Origin of the sequence: Actinomycetospora chibensis (assembly GCF_028737215.1) — a bacterium.
Classification (GTDB): Bacteria; Actinomycetota; Actinomycetes; order Mycobacteriales; family Pseudonocardiaceae; genus Actinomycetospora; species Actinomycetospora chibensis.
The window spans coordinates 19,725-37,841 of record NZ_JAQZAM010000014.1 but is presented as its reverse complement, the minus strand read 5'-3'; the positions used below and the strand labels follow the sequence as shown (position 1 = coordinate 37,841).

Sequence of the window (18,117 nt, the reverse complement as noted above, 5' to 3'; positions counted from 1 at the left end):
CCCATCCCCATCACTGATCATTCTTTAGGAGCCACCATGGCGAAGATGTCCACCGACGAGCTGCTCGACGCCTTCAAGGACATGACCCTGATCGAGCTCTCCGAGTTCGTGAAGAAGTTCGAGGAGGTCTTCGAGGTCACCGCGGCTGCGCCGGTCGCCGCGGCGGCCGCCCCGGCCGCCGGCGGTGCCGCCGCCCCGGTCGAGGAGGAGAAGGACGAGTTCAACGTCGTCCTCGAGGGCGCCGGCGACAAGAAGATCCAGGTCATCAAGGTCGTCCGCGAGGTCGTCTCGGGCCTGGGCCTCAAGGAGGCCAAGGAGCTCGTCGAGAGCGCCCCGAAGCCGATCCTCGAGGGCGTCAACAAGGAGGCCGCCGACGCGGCCAAGGCCAAGCTCGAGGAGGCCGGCGCCAAGATCAGCCTGACCTGATCGGCGCGCACGAGCGCTGCACGGAACGTACGGGGCGGGGACCGGTCGGTCCCCGCCCCGTCGTCGTCTCAGGGCGCGTCAAGCCCGCGTCCGGGCGTCGCCGGAGCGGGTGGCGCGGCACTCGCCGATGGGGCGGGTGGCAGCGATCGGTCCACCGAACGCGTGAAGCGGACCGCTCATCGCCACCCGTGCGGCGCAAGCACCCGTCGTGTCCGGTCGATCACGACCCGGCGTCTGCCCAACTTTGCGCGTGAGTAACCTCCCGCAGAACCCCGTCGTTGTAGACGTGACGCCCCTCTCGCGGGGTGCCGGCCACATGACGTCGGTGACACAGCGGGCGCGCATCAGGTCGACACGACGACGACAGTGGGAGGACTCCGATGGCGGGCGTCGAGGTCGGGATCAAGAACCTCTCGAAGTCCTTCGGCAGCTCCAACATCTGGTCCGACGTCACGCTGACGCTGCCGGCCGGTGAGGTCAGTGTGCTGCTCGGCCCGTCGGGTACGGGTAAGTCGGTGCTCCTGAAGTCGATCATCGGATTGCTGAAGCCCGAGAAGGGCTCGATCTTCATCCACGACACCGACCTCGTGCGGTGCTCGGAGTCGAAGCTCTACGAGATCCGGAAACTGTTCGGCGTGCTGTTCCAGGACGGCGCGCTGTTCGGTTCCATGAACATCTTCGACAACATCGCGTTCCCCCTGCGTGAGCACACCCGCAAGGGCGAGAAGGAAATCTCCGACATCGTCATGGAGAAGCTCGACCTCGTCGGGCTCGGCGGCGCGGAGGACAAGCTCCCCGGCGAGATCTCCGGCGGCATGAAGAAGCGCGCCGGTCTGGCCCGCGCGCTCGTGCTCGACCCCGAGATCATCCTGGTCGACGAGCCGGACTCCGGCCTGGACCCGGTGCGCACGGCGTACCTCAACCAGCTGATCGTCGACCTCAACGCCCAGCTCGACGCGACGATCCTCATCGTCACCCACCACCTCGGGACGGCGCGCTCGCTGCCGGACAACATCGGGATGCTCTTCCGCAAGAACCTGGTGATGTTCGGCCCGCGCGAGGTGCTCCTGACCTCCGAGGAGCCCGTCGTGCAGCAGTTCCTCCAGGGCCGCCGTATCGGCCCGATCGGCATGTCCGAGGAGAAGGACTCGGCCCAGATGGAGGCCGAGATGGAGGAGCTGAAGAAGAAGGGCGGCGCGGCGGAGTCCGAGGAGTCCTTCATCGACCCGCAGCTCGAGGTCAGCGAGGGCGTGCCCGAGCGCAAGGCGGTGCAGCGGCGCAAGGACCGCGTCATGCAGGTCCTGCACACCCTGCCGCCGAAGGCGCAGACGGCGATCCTCGAGCAGCTCACCGAGGAGGACCAGGAGCGCTACGGCATCTCCCGGGACCAGGACCGCACCGAGCTCATCGAGATCACCCGCAACAACCCGCCCGAGGACGCCGACCCGTTCGGCTACCAGGCCATGGCCGAGGCCGAGGACAACTCGATGGTCGAGGACTCCCCGGCCGGCGAGGGCGAGGGCGAGGGCGACCAGGCCGGCAGCGGCGACCCCGACGCCGACGCCGAGGCCCGCAAGGCCCCGCCCGCCGACCCGGAGTCCGACGAGCCCCTCGTGGGTGTCCCCGTCGACGAGGACGCCGGCGGCACTGTCGTGCTGCCCCAGGCGGGGGAGCACACCAAGGAGGGCGACGAGCAGTCCGACCCCACCGGCGCCGACTCCTCGGGCCAGCAGACGACCGAGCAGTCCTCGGACCAGCAGGGGCAGCAGGACTCGAGCCGGCAGGACTCGAGCCGGCAGGACTCCGACCAGGACCGGGACGACGACCCGCCGACCGAGCAGTTCCAGGCGGTCCGGGACGACTCCGGCCAGGACCAGGGCGGCCAGGACCAGGGCGGCCAGGACCAGGGCGGCCAGCAGCAGGATCAGCGGACCGAGCAGGTCGCCACCGCCGGAGCGGCCGGCGCGGCGGGTGCCGCCGCGGCCGGTTCCGACGACGCTCAGACCACCGGACGCCACCACTGGCGCGGTGAGGAGGCCGGTGCCCCGGCCGATCAGGGCGGCGACCAGGGTGTCGCCGGCCTGGTCCCGATGGCGGCCCGCCCGGCGCGCGAGGACGGCGGCCAGCAGCAGGACCAGGGCCAGCAGCAGAGCCAGGGTCAGCAGCAGGGCCACGGCCAGCAGGGCGCGCGCAGCGGCCGCGAGGCCGAGCGCTCGGGCTGGGCCCAGCCGAACGCCGGCCAGGACGCCGCCCCCGATCCCGGCGGGGAGACGACCAACGACCCGCCCGCCGAGGGCGGGCCGGGGTCCCCGCAGCAGGCCCCGCCGGGCGGCGAGTCGTCCGGTGACGTGCCGCGCGGGCGCGAGGACGACGACAGCAAGCTCGGCGGGCTTCGCCGCATGTTCCGCCGGAGCGGCTCGTGAGCAACCGTCTCGCGACCGGGAACTTCCCCGGCGCCGGCGCGCTCACCGCGACCGGGAAGATGTTCGCCCTCGGCCTCGACGTCGTCGTCGGGATCTTCCAGCGGCCGTTCCAGACCCGCGAGTTCATCGACCAGTGCTGGTTCATCTCGCGTGTCTGCATCCTTCCCGCTGCGCTGGTGTCGATCTCCTTCGGCTCGGTCATCTCGCTGCAGCTGGGGTCGCTGATCCGGCAGTTCGGTGCGCAGTCGTTCTCCGGCGCGGCGAGCACGCTGGCGGTCATCCAGCAGGCGGCGCCCGTCATCTGCGCGCTCCTCGTGGCCGGGGCCGGCGGATCGGCGATCTGCGCCGACCTCGGCGCCCGCACCATCCGCGAGGAGATCGACGCGATGGAGGTGCTGGGCATCAACCCGATCCAGCGCCTGGTGGTGCCCCGGGTGCTCGCCTCGATCCTGGTGTCGGCGCTGCTCTTCGGCCTCGTCTCGATCGTCGGCGTCGCCGGCGGCTACTACTTCAACGTGGTCCTGCAGGGCGTCACCCCGGGCGCCTACGTGCAGGGCTTCTCCGCCCTGTCGAAGCCCACCGACCTCCTGGTCGGCTTCATCAAGGCCGCGCTGTTCGGACTCGCCGCCGGGATCGTCGCCGCGTTCCGCGGCCTCAACCCCGCCGGTGGTCCGAAGGGCGTGGGCGACGCGGTCAACCAGGCCGTCGTCATCACGTTCATCCTGCTGTTCGCGATCAACGTGATCGTGACGGCCGTGTACCTCAACCTCGTTCCCCCGACCAAGTTCTGACCAGCTCGACGTTCTGACCGCCGCTCCCCAGGCCAGGAATCGATGACGATCACTTCACGCGCACGTCGTGCCGCCAGCGCGCCGCTCGGTGTCCTCGACACCCTCGGCGACCAGGCGTCCTTCTACGCGCGCACCCTCGGCTGGATCCCCAAGTCGGTGACCCGCTACCAGCGCGAGGTCCTGCGGCTCCTGACCGAGGTCGCCTTCGGGTCGGGCGCGCTCGCCCTGATCGGCGGCACCGTCGTCATCGTCGCCACGCTGACCTTCTTCACCGGCTCGGTGGTCGGTCTGCAGAGCTACTCGGCGCTGAACCAGATCGGCACCTCGGCGTTCTCCGGCTTCGTCACCGCGTACTTCAACACCCGCGAGGTCGCGCCGCTGGTCTCCGCGCTGGCGCTGTCCGCCACGGTCGGTGCCGGCTTCACCGCCCAGCTCGGCGCGCAGCGGGTCTCGGAGGAGATCGACGCCCTCGAGGTCATGGCGGTGCCGTCGCTGCCCTTCCTCGTCACCACCCGCGTGGTCGCCGGCTTCATCGCGGTCATCCCGCTCTACGTCATCGGCCTGGTGGCCTCGTACCTCGCCGCGCGCCTGCTGGTCACGAACTTCTACACGCAGTCGCCGGGCACGTACGACCACTACTTCAACCTCTTCCTGCCGCCGCAGGACGTGCTCTATTCGTTCGGGAAAGTGATGGTCTTCGCCCTGGCGATCATCCTCGTGCACTGCTTCTACGGCTACAACGCGAGCGGCGGACCGGCGGGTGTGGGCGTCGCGGTGGGCAACGCGGTGCGGAACTCGATCGTCATCTTCACCGTCCTCGACAACCTGCTCACGCTGGCCATCTGGGGCACCACCACGTCGATCAGGATCGCCGGATGAGCGCGCCGACGCAGGACGCGGAGCGCGACGACCAGGGTCCGCAGCTCAAGGACAAGCGGCCTCCGCTCAGCTCGTTCCGCCGCCGCTCGGCGGGCGTCGCGCTCATCCTCGTGATGCTGCTGGTCGTCGCGCTGTGCCTGGCGAACTTCAACAAGGTGTTCAAGCCGACGGAGACGGTCTACCTGCGCACGGCGACGGTGGGCAACCAGCTCTCCAAGCAGGGCGACGTGAAGGTCCGCGGCGTCATCGTCGGCGAGATCACCTCGATCGACAGCGACGGCTCGGGCGCGGTCATCGAGATGGCGATGAGCCCCGACTTCCTGCCGACCATCCCGAGCAACACGACGGCCACGCTCATCCCGAAGACGCTGTTCGGTGAGCGCTACGTGTCGCTGTCGATCCCGCCGGACGCGAGCCCCCGCCCGCTCCAGGAGGGCGACACCATCGCGCAGGACCGGTCGTCGAACGCGACGGAGACCGAGCAGGTGCTCAACAACCTGCTCCCGGTGCTCACCGCGGTCCAGCCGGAGAAGCTCTCGGACACCCTGGGCGCGGTCTCGCAGGCCCTGTCCGGTCGCGGCGAGCAGCTCGGCGACACGCTGGTGCTGCTCAACCAGTACGTCGAGGGCCTCAACCCGTCGCTGCCCGACCTCCAGGCCAACCTGCGGGCGCTGGCGCCGACGGCGGACATCTACAACCAGGCGGCGCCGGACCTGATCCTCGCGCTCGACAACCTCGTCACCACCAGCCGGACCCTGGTCGAGGAGCGCGCGGCGTTCGAGTCGACCTTCCGCACGGTCACGTCGGCCTCCGACACGACGACCGCCTTCCTGGCCGCGAACCGGGAGAACATCATCGAGCTCGCGGCCACGTCGCGGCCGATCCTCGAGCTGCTGGCGCGGTACAGCTCGGAGTTCCCGTGCCTCTTCCAGCAGCTCACGAACCTCACGCCGAAGATCAACGCCGTCCTTGACGAGAGGACTGGCATTCAGATCGATGCCGAGATCACGATCGACAACGGCAAGTACGTCCCCGGCGAGGAGCCCCGCTACCTCGACACCCGAGGGCCCCGCTGTTATCAGATCGAGGGCCAGGCGCCCCAGTTCCCGCCGGGTGGTCCGATCAAGGACGGCTCGACCCCGCCCGATCCCTCGCGCAGCACCCAGGACGCCTACGCCGGCGGCGAGGGCGGCGAGATCGATCAGGAGTCGCAGACCGGTGATGCCTCGCCGGCAACGGCACGGGGTGGCGGCCGGACCGAGGGGCAGTCCGCCCCCGGCCGTGTCGACGGCGCCAACATCGGCCTGCCCAACACCCCCAACTCACCCGAGGAGCGCCGGCTGGTGACCGAGGTGACGGCGATGCAGATGGGCGTGAGCCCGTCGCAGGTGCCCTCCTTCGCCCCGTACCTCAGCGCGGCGACGCTGCGCGGAGCCCAGGCGGAGTTCCGGTGAGGGGTCTTGCGGCGCCGCTGATCAAGCTGGCGATCTTCACCATCGTCACGGTGCTGTCGGTGGCCGTGCTGCTCACGGCCATCCAGAACTCGTACTTCGGCAGCACCGAGGACTACAAGGCGCGGTTCACCGACGCGTCGGGCCTCATCGCGGGCAGCGACGTGCGCATCGCCGGCGTCCGGGTCGGCCAGGTCACCGAGGTGCAGCTGGTCGACCGCGACACCGCCGAGGTCTCGTTCAAGGTCGACGAGACCCGCAAGCTGCCGGCCGGGTCGATCTTCTCGATCAAGTACCAGAACCTCGTCGGGCAGCGGTACCTCGAGGTCGCCCGCGGCAACGGGCCGATGAACGCGATGCTGCGGCCCGGCGCAACCATCCCGGTGAACCAGACCCGCCCGCCGCTGAACCTCACGGTGGTGTTCAACGGCTTCAAGCCGCTGTTCCAGGCGCTGAACCCGGCCGACATCAACCAGCTGTCGTTCGAGATCATCCAGGTGCTCCAGGGCGAGGGTGGCACGGTCAACTCCCTGCTGGCCCGCACCGCGTCGCTGACGTCCACCATCGCGGACCGGGACGCCGTGATCGGCTCGCTGATCACGAACCTGAACACGGTCCTCGACACGGTCAACGCCCGTGACGAGCGGCTGTCCGGGCTGATCGTGTCGCTCCAGCAGCTGGTCAGCGGCCTCGCCGCCGACCGCGTCCGGATCGGGGAGACCCTGCAGCCGATCGCCGACCTGACCACCACCACGGCCGGGCTCCTCGAGGAGGCACGGCCGCCGCTCGCCGACGACATCGTCCAGCTGGGCCGGCTGTCGGCCAACCTCAACGACAACCGGGGGCTCGTGGAGACCTTCCTGCGCAATACCCCGCAGAAGGCGAACAACTTCGGGCGGGCGGGCAGCTACGGCTCCTGGTTCAACTTCTATCTCTGCGGGCTGGGCGGCTCGGTCAACTTCGGCGGAAAGACGCTTCCTGAGGTGTTCCCGGTGCTCCCGCCCAACTTCCCCAGCACCTTCACCTTCCCCCTCCCGGATACGGCGCAGCGATGCCAAGGATGAAGCCGTTCCGCAAGCGGAACCCCCTGCCGATCGGCGCGGCCAGCCTCGCCATCCTGCTGCTGCTCACCGCGGCGTCCCTGAACATCCGGGACCTTCCCCTCATCGGGCAGGGCCCGACGTACTCGGCGCGCTTCAGCGAGTCGGCCGGTGTGCAGCCCGACGACGATGTCCGCATCGCGGGCATCCGGATCGGGACGGTCACCGACCTCGAGCTGGACGGCAAGGACGTCGTCATCTCGTTCAAGGCGCCGGACGCCTGGGTCGGCGACCGCACCTCGGCGTCGATCGAGATCAAGACGGTGCTCGGTCAGAAGTACATCAACCTCGAGCCCGCCGGTGAGGCGCCGCTCGACCCGGACGCGTCGATCCCCCGGGAGCGCACACGCGCGCCGTTCGATGTCATCCAGGCGTTCTCGCAGCTCTCGACGACCGTCGAGGACCTCGACACCGACCAGCTCGCCCAGAGCCTCGGGGTCCTGTCCGAGACGCTCGACGGCGCGGCCGGGCCGGTGCGCGGCGCGCTCGACGGCCTGAGCCGGCTCTCGCGCACGATCTCGTCGCGGGACCAGGAGCTGGCCCGTCTGCTCGCCAACACCCGCACCACCACGCAGGTGCTCGCCGACCGCGACGCCGAGGTCGAGCGGTTGATCAACGACGGCAACCTGCTGCTCTCCGAGCTGCGGGCCCGCAAGGCCGCGATCGACAACCTCCTCAACGGCACGATCGCGCTCGCCGCCCAGCTCCGAGGCCTGGTGGCCGACAACGAGGCGACGCTGCGGCCGACCCTCGAGCAGCTCGACGGCGTGCTCTCCACGCTCGAGGAGAACTCCGCGAACCTGGAGAACGGGGTGCGCCTGCTGGCGCCGTTCATCCGGGTCTTCGGCAACGTCGTCGGCAACGGTCGCTGGTTCGACGCCTACATCTGCAACCTCGACCCGCCGGGCGACCAGACCTGCGATCCGGGCAGCTCGCTGAACCCGGCGGACCTGCTCGGGACGCTCGACCCTGCGCTTCTGGCCCAGATCCTGCGAGCGGCGCTGGCCCAGCTCGGTTTCCCCGCGGTGCCGACAGATCCGACCGCGATCACGAACGTCATCGCAGGACTGTCCCCAACGGACGTGGCCCGGCTCGGGGAACTGGTCGCCGGAGGAGCAGGTGGCGCTCTGACGGACGAGCAGCTGGCGGTCCTGTTCCAGCCTGATGGAGCGAACTTGAACTTGATCCGTCAGCTCCTGGGAGCCCTGCCCTTGGCCGGTGGAACGGGCCCGCCAGCCAGCGCCGAAGGACTTCTCCCTGGCGCGGGGGCGACTGGTGCAGACGGCGGAGCCGCCGGCGGCGAAGGCGGAGGCAACTGATGTCGAACCGCGTCGCGACGTTCCTCGAGAGCGCCGCCCGCACGCTCGCGGTGGCGCTGGTGCTGGCGCTGCTGGCGACGGCCGGGCTCTGGTACGCGCTCCAGCGCGGCAGCCAGCGCACCGTGACCGCGTACTTCGCGAACACTGTCGGCCTGTACACGCAGAACGAGGTGACGATCCAGGGCATCCCGGTCGGCTCGGTCGACGAGATCGTCCCGCAGGGCGACGTCGTGCGGGTGACCCTCAAGGTCGACAACGACGCCCCGGTAATGGCGAACCCGCAGGCCGTCATCGTCGCGCCGACGCTGGTCAGCGACCGGTACGTCCAACTCGGCCCGACCTACGAGGGTGGGCCGCAGCTGGCCGACGGCGCGATCATTCCGGTCGAGAAGACGGGCACGCCGGTCGAGCTCGACCGCGTCTACCAGAGCCTCGACACCATCGCCCGGTCCCTCGGCCCGAACGGCGCGAATCGCGCCGGGGCGCTCAACCAGCTCCTGCGGTCGTCGTCAGGTGCCCTCGGCGGCAACGGCGAGCTGCTCAAGAGCACGATCACCGAGCTCGGCGGCGCCGTCGGCACCCTGGCCGACAACCGCGACAACCTGTTCGCGACGGTCGACAACCTCGGCCAGTTCACGAACATGCTCGCCCGCAACGACGGCGCGGTCCGCGACCTGAACAACCAGCTCGCGGACATCTCCGCGTTCCTCGCGTCGGAGCGCGGCAACCTCTCCACGGTGCTCGCGACGCTGCCGCCGGCCCTGGACGACGTGGCCCGCTTCATCCGGGACAACCGCGACATCCTGCGGACCGACGTCCGGAAGCTCGCGAACATCACCGACATCCTCGTGCGGCAGCGCGCCGCGCTCACCGAGTTCGCGAACGTCGCTCCGGCGGCCCTGGGCAACCTGACGAACTCCTACAACGCCCGCTCTGCCACGCTCGACGTGCGGCCGGTGCTCGCGCCGGAGCTCATCGGCGACGGCCTCGACCCGCGCGCCCTGATCTGCAACCTTCTGGCGAATCAGCCGGCTCTTCCGGCGGTCTTAGAGCAGTCGGCCCCGAGCGATGCAGTAACACAGCTGGCCCGCGCCTCGGTGGTCTGCGGCGCCGTCCTCGGTGGGACGGGCCCCGAGTCTCCGCTCGGACTGTCCCTCGCCCCGATCCAGGACCTGTTGGGCCTGCTCAACGGCCAGCCTTCGCTGAACGCCTTGGTGCCGGTCACCGACGGGCTCTTGCCGGGCGCCGGCGGACAGGCGGGCGGCGCCGACGGTGCAGCTGCGGACACAGCCGACGGCGGTGCCGGAGGCGGCGCGACGCCGACCGAACCCGGCAGCGGCATCTTGGGCTTCGAGACCCTCGGAGGTGGCCAGTGAGTGCGTCGAAGACGGGCTCGAGGCGACGCACCCGGGTCGTCACGCTCCTGGTGGTGGCGTTGTTCGCGCTCTCGGGCTGTGGTATCCAGTCCCTCCAGGAGCTGCCCCTGCCCGGTGGGGCTGCCCTCGGCCCCGAGCCCTACGTGGTCACGGCGCAGTTCACCAACGTCGTCGACCTCGTGCCGAACAACAGCGTGCGCGTCAACGACGTCCCCGTCGGGGTCGTCCGGGACGTCACGCTCGCGCCCGACGGCTGGACGGCCCAGGTGGTCGTCGAGGTCAACGGCGCGGTGGTCCTGCCGGCCAACGCCACGGCCCGCCTGCGCCAGACCAGCCTCCTCGGCGAGAAGTTCGTCGAGCTCTTGCCCTCGCCCACCGACCCGCCGCAGGGCCGCCTCGCAGCCGGCGCGGTGATCCCGGCCGACCGCACCGACGTCGGTGCCCAGGTCGAGGAGGTGCTCGGTGCGCTGTCGTTGCTGCTCAACGGCGGCGGCGTCGAGAAGGTCCAGACGATCGCCCGCGAGCTCAACGCGGCGACCTCGGGCAACGAGGCCCAGCTGCGGTCCCTGCTGCAGAACCTCGACCAGTTCGTCGGCACGCTCGACCGGCAGAAGGCCGACATCGTGCGAGCGATCGACTCCTTGGAGCGGCTCAGCCGCACCCTCGTCGACCAGCGGGCGCGGATCGCGAACGTCATCGACAACCTCGGCCCGGGCCTCGACGTGCTCAACCAGCAGCGCGGCCTGCTCGTCGGCACGTTGCAGTCGCTGAACCGACTTTCCGACGTCGGCACGGACGTGATCCGCCGCAGCCAGGCCAACACCGTGGCCGATCTGCGGGCGCTGCAGCCAATCCTGCGCAACCTCGTCGAGGCGGGGGACGCCCTGCCAGGCTCGCTCCAGATCCTGCTGACGATCCCGTTCGCGGACAACTCGCTGAAGGTCATCAAGGGCGACTTCGCGAACATCAACGTGACGCTCGACCTGGACCTCCAGGCGATCCTCACGAACATCCTGAACAGCCCCGAAGTCCCGGGCGTCGATGCGATCTTCCGGCTGCTGCAGCCACCTGGGACGACGCCGGTCGGCGGATCGGACGCCGCCGCCGCGGGCGGCGCCGGCACCTCCCGGACCGCCGGTCTCACGCCCGCATTGCCCGGTCTCAGCGGAGGTAACGGCGGATGATCGGCACCAAGACCCTGCGGCTGGTGGCGCTGTTCGCCGTCATCTCGATCGTCGGCATCGTCTACGTCGGCCTGCGCTACGTCGGCGCCGACTCGCTGATCGGTCTGGGTCCGTACACGGCCAAGGTCGAACTGGCCGACTCCGGCGGCATCTTCCCCGACGCCTCCGTCAGCTACCGCGGCGTCGAGATCGGCAAGGTCGGCGACATGCGGGTCACCCCGCAGGGCCTCGAGGTCGATCTCGAGATCGAGCAGGACGCCCCGCCCGTCCCCACGTCGTCGATGGCGGTGATCGCCAACCGCTCCGCGGTCGGCGAGCAGTACGTCGATCTCCAGCCGCCGAACGACCGCGGTCCCTACCTCGACGAGGACTCGGTCATCCCGGTCGCGCAGACGCGGACCCCGGTGCCGGTCGACCAGCTGCTCGCGGACGTCAACGCCCTCGCGACGTCCGTCCCGCTGCCCGAGCTGCGGACCACCGTCGACGAGCTCTTCAACGCGTTCGACCGGGCCGGTCCGGACCTGCAGCGCCTGCTCGACTCGAGCAACGCGCTGATCCCCGATGCGATCGACAACCTGCCGCAGACACGCCAGCTGCTGCGCGACGGGCGGATCGTGCTGACCACCCAGAGCCAGCTCGGGCCGCAGATCACATCGTTCAGCCGCGATCTGCAGCTGTTCACGGCGCAGCTCAAGGCCGACGACCCCAACCTGCGCCGGCTCGTCAGGGCGGCCCCGCCGGCCGCTCAGCAGCTCGAGGGCCTCATCCGCGACGTCGGACCGGACCTCAGCCGGACGATCGCCAACCTGCTCACGATCACGCGCATCCTCGAGCCGCGCCTCGCGGGTGTGGAGCAGGTCCTCGTGACCTATCCGGCGCTCTCGGCCGCGGCGCCCTCGGTCCTTCCTCCGCCAGGGCCCGGCGAGGTACCGATGGTGCACTTCGGCCTGGTCGTCAACATCGCCGACCCACCCTACTGCCGCAACGGCTACCTGCAGCCGGACGCGGGTTGGCGGCGCGCTGACCAGAAGGACTTCATCCCCATGGACACCAGCGTGCGCTGCAACGAGGCCCCGCCGGTGAACGTCCGCGGCAGCCAGAACGTGGGGCCCGCGCCGTTCAATTCGTCGAATCCGGGCAGCCCCGCCGACGCGGGTGGATCCGGCTCGTCGGAGAATGCGACGGAGGACACCGCGACGCTGGCCTCGCTGCCGGCCGGCGGCGTCCTCGAAGGCAGCCAGCGCGGCGCCCCGCCGATCATCATCCCGGGCCTGGGCGACTGACCCCCGACGCACGACCCCGCCGGGCGCTCCCCGACAGCCCGGCGGACGACCTGAGGAGCTGAGCGCCACGTCCACGACGACGGCCGAGAAGGCCCCCGACACCGACGAGGCCCCCGACCCCGCCGGTACCGCCGAGCGACGCCGGCGGCGCACCGTCACGGTGCTGGCCGTCCTGACGGTCCTGGCCCTCGCGGCCGCCGTCGCGAGCGGCGTCTACTGGTGGTCGGGCACCCAGAGCGACAACGCGAGCGCCGCGGCGATGCGCGACGAGGCGACCGACGCCGCCGAGCAGATCGTCGTCAACATCAACACCGTGCGGCCGGCGACGCTCGACGCGGACCTCGAGGCCGCGCAGTCGTCGCTCACCGAGCCCATGCTCGGCCAGTACCAGCAGGTGCGGCAGCGGTTCGCCGAGAACCTGCGCCAGTCGCAGGCCGAGGTCGTCGCGACCCCGGTCTCCGCGGCCCTGACCGCCTTCGACCCCGAGCGGGCCACCGCCTCGGCGATCGTGGCGATCGACGTCAACGCCCGCAGCGCCACGGCGCAGCCCCAGTCCAAGCAGCAGCTGTTCCTCGTCGAGATGATCCGTACGCCGGACGGCTGGAAGGCCGCCAAGGCGACGCCCTCGACCGGACAGCAGTAGCCGCGGCCGACACCAGAAAGGGGGAGTGACCGTGCCACCCCGCTCCCGCACCAAGCCCGGCTCCGCCGCCCGTCGACCCAAGGTCGCCGGCCTGCGCCAGCACGCCCACGCCGGGGCCGCGAGCCCCGACCTCACCGAGCAGGACTTCGACGACAGGCCGCTCGACGCGTCCCCCGTCGCCGACCGGGACACCGCTCCTGCCGCGTCCACGACGGCGCCCGCGCCGCTGGCAACCCCGGCGACGGTGCCCGCCGACCCCCCCGAGGACACCCCGTCGGAGTCGTCGGAGCCCACGGGCGCGGACGGCACCGCCACCGCGACGCCGGTGACATACGGCGACGTGGCGCCGAGTGAGCCCACGAGGGCTGCAGCGGCCACGGACACGACGACGGTCGGCACCGCCCCCGCCGAGGCCCCTGCCGACGACACCGCGGCCGAGGAGACGACGGCGCACCCCGCCGCGGACGCCTCGACGTCCACGGTGCCGTCCACGGAGACCTCCCCCGAGGAGAGCTCCGAGGACGCCACCGTCGACGCCGCCGAGGGCGAGCCGACCACGGACGGCGCGGCGACCACGGTGACGACGCCGCGGCCGAAGGGCCGTCGCACCACGCGCATGACCCCGCGCGCGGACGCCCCCACCACGGTGCGCCCCGGCCGAGACGAGGACCCCGCCGCGTCCCCGACGCGAACGGCGAGGCCCACCCGGGTACGAGGCCGCACGCCGGAATCGGACGGGGCCCCGCGTCGCTTCGAGCGGCAGCGCGCGGCGCTGACCCGCTTCGGCGGCTCGAAGGCCCTGCCGGCCCCCCTCGTCGCCGTCATCGTCGTGTGCCTGGTGCTCGCGGGCCTCGCCTTCTGGCAGGGTCGGCAGGCCTGGACCAGCGGGCCGGTGAGCAACCAGGCCGTCGTCGACGTCGGGGGCACCGCCGAGCTGGTCGGGCAGAGCCGCGAGTCGATCGAGAAGATCTTCTCGTACGACTTCACGCGGCTCGACGACTCCGTGGAGGCCGCCCGCACGATGTCGACCGGCCAGTTCACCGACCGCTACCTGTCGGTGTTCGACCAGACGATCCGGACCCCTGCGCAGCAGCAACAGCTGCGGCAGACCGCTACCGTCCAGAACATCGGCGTCGTCTCGATGCGGGACGACCGGGCGACGGTCATGGCGCTGACGCAGTTCTCGGCGCAGCGCACGACGACCGGCCAGTCGACCAACGCGCCGGGGCTCCTGCGCCTCGAGATGGAGCGCGTCGACGGCCGCTGGAAGCTCGCCGAGCTGACCCCCCTGACGGCGAACCGCTGATCGTCCCCGCGACGTGCCGGGTGGACCGACGGTCCACCCGGCATCGTCGTGTCCGGGCCCGATCGGGTCCACGTAGGGCCTGACCTGCACGGGGATCGCCCGATCCGCCCGGGCGACACCGGGCGCGCCCCACTTGACTCCGGCGGCACGGGCGGTCACTCTGTTCGCAGCGCGGCACCCCCGCGTCAGACCCCGGAGGTCGATCCCGCGAAGGCGGACATCCCTCCCGGCGCGTCACGAGGGGGGGTCGTTCGACAGGTGCCATCATGCATGGCTAGACTGTCGGATCGCGCTGCCCTACGTCTGTCCGCCCCTTCGTGTGCCGACGCCCGGGCCGCGTCCACGCCGACCGGATCGCTGCGCTGCGTACCGGCCGGTGAAGCTACTGACAGCGTTCAGACAGCGTTGTTCCGGAAGGACGCATCTTGGCAGTTACCCGCGCCACCAAGGTCTCGAACCACCACGCGTCGTTCCCCGGGGCACCCACCCGGGTCTCCTTCGCCAAGCTGGACCAGCCTCTCGAGGTTCCCGACCTGCTCGCCCTGCAGACCCAGTCGTTCGAGTGGCTGGTCGGCAGCGAGGAGTGGTTCGAGCGTCGCGTGGAGGCGGGTGAGGAGCTCCCCGCCGGCGGCCTGGAGGAGGTCCTCTCCGAGATCTCCCCGATCGAGGACTTCTCCGGCTCGATGTCGCTGTCCTTCTCCGACCCGCGCTTCGACGAGGTCAAGGCCTCCGTCGAGGAGTGCAAGGACAAGGACATGACGTACTCGGCCCCGCTCTTCGTCACCGCCGAGTTCACGAACAACACCACCGGTGAGATCAAGAGCCAGACGGTCTTCATGGGCGACTTCCCCGTGATGACCGACAAGGGCACCTTCATCATCAACGGCACCGAGCGCGTCGTCGTGTCGCAGCTCGTGCGCTCGCCCGGGGTGTACTTCGACCGCTCGGTCGACAAGGCCACCGACAAGGACGTCTTCAGCGTCAAGATCATCCCCAGCCGCGGTGCCTGGCTGGAGTTCGACGTCGACAAGCGCGACACCGTCGGGGTCCGCATCGACCGCAAGCGCCGCCAGCCCGTCACCGTCCTGCTGAAGGCGCTGGGCTGGACCACCGAGCAGATCCAGGAGAAGTTCCACTTCTCCGAGACGCTGCTGGCAACCCTCGAGAAGGACTCCACGGCCGGGCAGGACGAGGCCCTGCTCGACATCTACCGCAAGCTGCGTCCGGGCGAGCCGCCGACGCGCGAGTCGGCCCAGACGCTGCTCGAGAACCTCTTCTTCAAGGACAAGCGCTACGACCTCGCGAAGGTCGGCCGCTACAAGGTCAACAAGAAGCTGGGCTCGGCCGTCGATCCCTCGGTCGGCACGCTGACCGAGGACGACATCATCAACACGATCTCCTACCTCGTGCGCCTGCACGCGGGGGAGACCGAGGTCGAGGCCGAGACCGGCTCCATCCCGGTCGAGACCGACGACATCGACCACTTCGGCAACCGCCGTCTGCGCACCGTCGGCGAGCTCATCCAGAACCAGATCCGGGTGGGCCTCTCCCGCATGGAGCGCGTCGTGCGCGAGCGCATGACGACGCAGGACGTCGAGGCGATCACGCCGCAGACCCTGATCAACATCCGGCCCGTCGTGGCCGCGATCAAGGAGTTCTTCGGCACCTCGCAGCTCTCGCAGTTCATGGACCAGACCAACCCGCTCGCGGGCCTGACCCACAAGCGCCGGCTCTCGGCGCTGGGTCCGGGCGGTCTGTCGCGTGAGCGCGCCGGCATGGAGGTCCGCGACGTCCACCCGTCGCACTACGGCCGCATGTGCCCGATCGAGACGCCGGAAGGCCCGAACATCGGCCTGATCGGGTCGCTGTCGAGCTTCGCGCGGGTCAACCCGTTCGGCTTCATCGAGACGCCCTACCGCAAGGTCGTCGACGGCGTGGTCATCGGGCAGATCGACTACCTCACCGCCGACGAGGAGGACCGCTTCGTCGTCGCGCAGGCCAACGCGCCGCTCGACGAGGACGGCCACTTCTCCGAGGAGCGCGTCCTCGTCCGCCGCAAGGGCGGCGACGTCGACCTCATCGCGCCGACGCGCGTGGACTACATGGACGTCTCGCCGCGCCAGATGGTCTCGGTCGCGACGGCCATGATCCCGTTCCTCGAGCACGACGACGCCAACCGCGCGCTCATGGGCGCGAACATGCAGCGTCAGTCGGTGCCGCTGCTGCGTTCCGAGTCGCCGCTGGTCGGCACCGGGATGGAGCTGCGCGCCGCGGTCGACGCCGGCGACGTCATCGCGACGGACCGGGGCGGTGTGGTCGAGGAGCTCTGCGCCGACTACATCACGATCATGGACGACGAGGGACAGCGCACGACGCACCGTCTCCACAAGTTCACGCGGTCCAACCAGGGCACCTGCATCAACCAGAAGCCGATCGTCTCGGAGGGCGACCGCGTCGAGGCCCGCCAGGTCCTCGCCGACGGGCCGTGCACCGAGGACGGCGAGATGGCCCTCGGGAAGAACCTCCTCGTGGCGATCATGCCGTGGGAGGGCCACAACTACGAGGACGCGATCATCCTGTCCCAGCGTCTCGTGCAGGACGACGTCCTGACCTCGATCCACATCGAGGAGCACGAGATCGACGCCCGGGACACCAAGCTCGGCGCCGAGGAGATCACCCGGGACATCCCGAACGTCTCCGAGGAGGTCCTCGCGGACCTCGACGAGCGCGGCATCATCCGCATCGGTGCCGAGGTGGCCGACGGCGACATCCTCGTCGGCAAGGTGACGCCCAAGGGCGAGACCGAGCTGACCCCCGAGGAGCGCCTGCTCCGCGCGATCTTCGGCGAGAAGGCGCGCGAGGTGCGCGACACCTCGCTCAAGGTCCCGCACGGCGAGACCGGCAAGGTCATCGGCATCCGGGTGTTCTCCCGCGACGACGACGACGAGCTGCCGCCCGGGGTCAACGAGCTGGTCCGCGTCTACGTGGCCCAGAAGCGCAAGATCTCCGAGGGCGACAAGCTCGCCGGCCGCCACGGCAACAAGGGCGTCATCGGCAAGATCCTGCCGGTCGAGGACATGCCGTTCCTCGCCGACGGGACGCCGGTCGACATCGTCCTCAACACCCACGGTGTGCCGCGACGCATGAACATCGGCCAGGTCCTGGAGACCCACCTCGGGTGGATCGCCAAGAGCGGCTGGGAGGTCGACCCGGACAACACCGAGCAGTGGGCCGTCGACATGCCCGACGACATGCGCCGGGTGGAGCCCGACACGAACACCGCCACCCCGGTGTTCGACGGTGCGCGGCAGAACGAGATCTCCGGGCTGCTCCAGTCGACGCTGCCCAACCGCGACGGCGTGCGGCTGGTCGGTCCGGACGGCAAGGCGCAGATCTTCGACGGACGTACCGGTGAGCCCTACCCGCACGCGATCGCGGTGGGCTACATGTACATCCTCAAGCTGCTGCACCTGGTGGACGACAAGATCCACGCCCGCTCCACGGGCCCGTACTCGATGATCACCCAGCAGCCGCTCGGCGGTAAGGCCCAGTTCGGTGGCCAGCGCTTCGGTGAGATGGAGTGCTGGGCGATGCAGGCCTACGGCGCGGCGTACACGCTGCAGGAGCTGCTCACCATCAAGTCCGACGACGTGCTCGGCCGCGTGAAGGTCTACGAGGCCATCGTCAAGGGCGAGAACATCCCCGAGCCGGGCATCCCCGAGTCGTTCAAGGTGCTGCTCAAGGAGCTCCAGTCGCTGTGCCTCAACGTGGAGGTGCTGTCCTCGGACGGCGCGGCCATCGAGATGCGCGACGGCGACGACGAGGACCTCGAGCGTGCCGCGGCGAACCTGGGCATCAACCTCTCGCGCAACGAGTCGCCGTCCGTCGACGACGTCGTGAACTAGTTCCTCGCCGGCCGGCCCCGGCCTCCACACC

General features: G+C 70.3%; 12 protein-coding genes and 1 pseudogene. All 13 read left to right on the top strand.

From position 1 onward, the window contains the following. Positions 1 to 36 precede the first annotated feature (36 nt). The 13 genes and pseudogenes from rplL (at position 37) to rpoB (ending at position 18,086) form a co-directional block, all read left to right on the top strand. Positions 37 to 426 carry a 50S ribosomal protein L7/L12 gene (gene rplL, locus PH189_RS21065; protein ID WP_274190786.1) on the top strand — a complete coding sequence of 130 codons (390 nt, stop codon included), beginning with the start codon at positions 37 to 39 and terminating at the stop codon, positions 424 to 426. A 380-nt stretch (positions 427 to 806) separates the two neighbouring features. Continuing rightward, positions 807 to 1,805: pseudogene (locus PH189_RS21060) on the top strand (ABC transporter ATP-binding protein); the annotation flags it as partial. A gap of 1,103 nt (positions 1,806 to 2,908) precedes the next feature. Further along, positions 2,909 to 3,640 carry an MlaE family ABC transporter permease gene (locus PH189_RS21055; protein ID WP_274190954.1) on the top strand — a complete coding sequence of 244 codons (732 nt, stop codon included), beginning with the start codon at positions 2,909 to 2,911 and terminating at the stop codon, positions 3,638 to 3,640. A 42-nt stretch (positions 3,641 to 3,682) separates the two neighbouring features. Then, the gene (locus PH189_RS21050) at positions 3,683 to 4,519 is read left to right on the top strand and encodes an MlaE family ABC transporter permease (protein ID WP_274190785.1); all 837 of its coding nucleotides are present in this window, start codon (positions 3,683 to 3,685) and stop codon (positions 4,517 to 4,519) included. Next, positions 4,516 to 5,973, top strand: a complete 1,458-nt coding sequence (locus PH189_RS21045; RefSeq protein WP_274190784.1) for an MCE family protein — start codon at positions 4,516 to 4,518, stop codon at positions 5,971 to 5,973. Before PH189_RS21050 ends, PH189_RS21045 begins: the two co-directional genes overlap by 4 nt. Further along, positions 5,970 to 7,034 carry an MCE family protein gene (locus PH189_RS21040; protein WP_274190783.1) on the top strand — a complete coding sequence of 355 codons (1,065 nt, stop codon included), beginning with the start codon at positions 5,970 to 5,972 and terminating at the stop codon, positions 7,032 to 7,034. Before PH189_RS21045 ends, PH189_RS21040 begins: the two co-directional genes overlap by 4 nt. Beyond that, entirely contained in the window at positions 7,022 to 8,389 is a 1,368-nt protein-coding gene (locus PH189_RS21035; RefSeq protein WP_337994179.1) for an MCE family protein, read from the top strand. Before PH189_RS21040 ends, PH189_RS21035 begins: the two co-directional genes overlap by 13 nt. Then, positions 8,389 to 9,765 carry an MCE family protein gene (locus PH189_RS21030; protein ID WP_274190782.1) on the top strand — a complete coding sequence of 459 codons (1,377 nt, stop codon included), beginning with the start codon at positions 8,389 to 8,391 and terminating at the stop codon, positions 9,763 to 9,765. Before PH189_RS21035 ends, PH189_RS21030 begins: the two co-directional genes overlap by 1 nt. Further along, positions 9,762 to 10,949 (top strand): MCE family protein, encoded by a 1,188-nt coding sequence (locus PH189_RS21025; RefSeq protein ID WP_274190781.1) that lies wholly within the window; start codon positions 9,762 to 9,764, stop codon positions 10,947 to 10,949. The genes PH189_RS21030 and PH189_RS21025 overlap by 4 nt, the downstream gene beginning before the upstream one ends. Further along, positions 10,946 to 12,232 carry an MCE family protein gene (locus PH189_RS21020; RefSeq protein WP_274190780.1) on the top strand — a complete coding sequence of 429 codons (1,287 nt, stop codon included), beginning with the start codon at positions 10,946 to 10,948 and terminating at the stop codon, positions 12,230 to 12,232. The genes PH189_RS21025 and PH189_RS21020 overlap by 4 nt, the downstream gene beginning before the upstream one ends. A gap of 160 nt (positions 12,233 to 12,392) precedes the next feature. Then, complete coding sequence (locus PH189_RS21015; protein WP_274190779.1) at positions 12,393 to 12,875, top strand: hypothetical protein; 483 nt, start codon at positions 12,393 to 12,395, stop codon at positions 12,873 to 12,875. A gap of 31 nt (positions 12,876 to 12,906) precedes the next feature. Then, positions 12,907 to 14,181, top strand: coding sequence for a hypothetical protein (locus PH189_RS21010; protein ID WP_274190778.1), 1,275 nt, complete (start codon positions 12,907 to 12,909; stop codon positions 14,179 to 14,181). Between the two features lie 425 nt (positions 14,182 to 14,606). Beyond that, a complete protein-coding gene (gene rpoB / locus PH189_RS21005; protein ID WP_274190777.1) occupies positions 14,607 to 18,086 on the top strand; it encodes a DNA-directed RNA polymerase subunit beta in 3,480 nt (1,159 codons plus the stop codon). Positions 18,087 to 18,117 lie beyond the last annotated feature (31 nt).